Genomic DNA, 489 nt, shown 5'->3' on the forward strand with positions numbered 1-489 from the left:
GGAACCGACCGCATGACATTCTCCGATTTATGCGGATTGGCACTGGCTTTCAGGTGGGTGCTGTCGGTATAGAGTACGTGTCCGCCCACAAATCCTTTGGCTATCGCCTGTTCAACAATGTGGTCAAAAATCTGTTGGAAGACCGCGGTATGATTGAAACGGCGGCGGCGGTTCTGGCTCAGGGTTGAGGCATCAGGGACCTTTTCTGTCAGTCCGAGGCGCAGAAACCAGCGGTAAGCCACATTAACCTGAATTTCCTGTACCAGACGGCGTTCACTGGGGACGCCAAACAAGTAGCCGAGTAACATCATTTTAATCAGCATGACCGGATCGATAGCAGGACGGCCATTATTGTGGCAATACAACGGGGCGACTAATTCGCGGATAAATTCGAAATCAATGGCAGCATCGACTTGACGGACCAAATGATTTTTAGGGACCAGCTCGTCAAGCGAGAGCGTTTCTGGCGGGAAAGTCTGGAGAGGGGGG

At 52.1% G+C, this 489-nt stretch carries 1 protein-coding gene; it reads right to left on the reverse strand.

All coding sequences use genetic code 11. The annotated features are described in order from the left end of the window. On the reverse strand, positions 1-443 hold a 443-nt coding region (locus ACGF49_RS24815), incomplete at its 3' end, for a transposase (RefSeq protein WP_387493405.1). Positions 444-489: the final 46 nt, after the last annotated feature.

It is taken from the genome of Photorhabdus sp. RM96S, assembly GCF_042879335.1.
In the GTDB taxonomy this organism is placed as follows: Bacteria; Pseudomonadota; Gammaproteobacteria; order Enterobacterales; family Enterobacteriaceae; genus Photorhabdus; species Photorhabdus kayaii.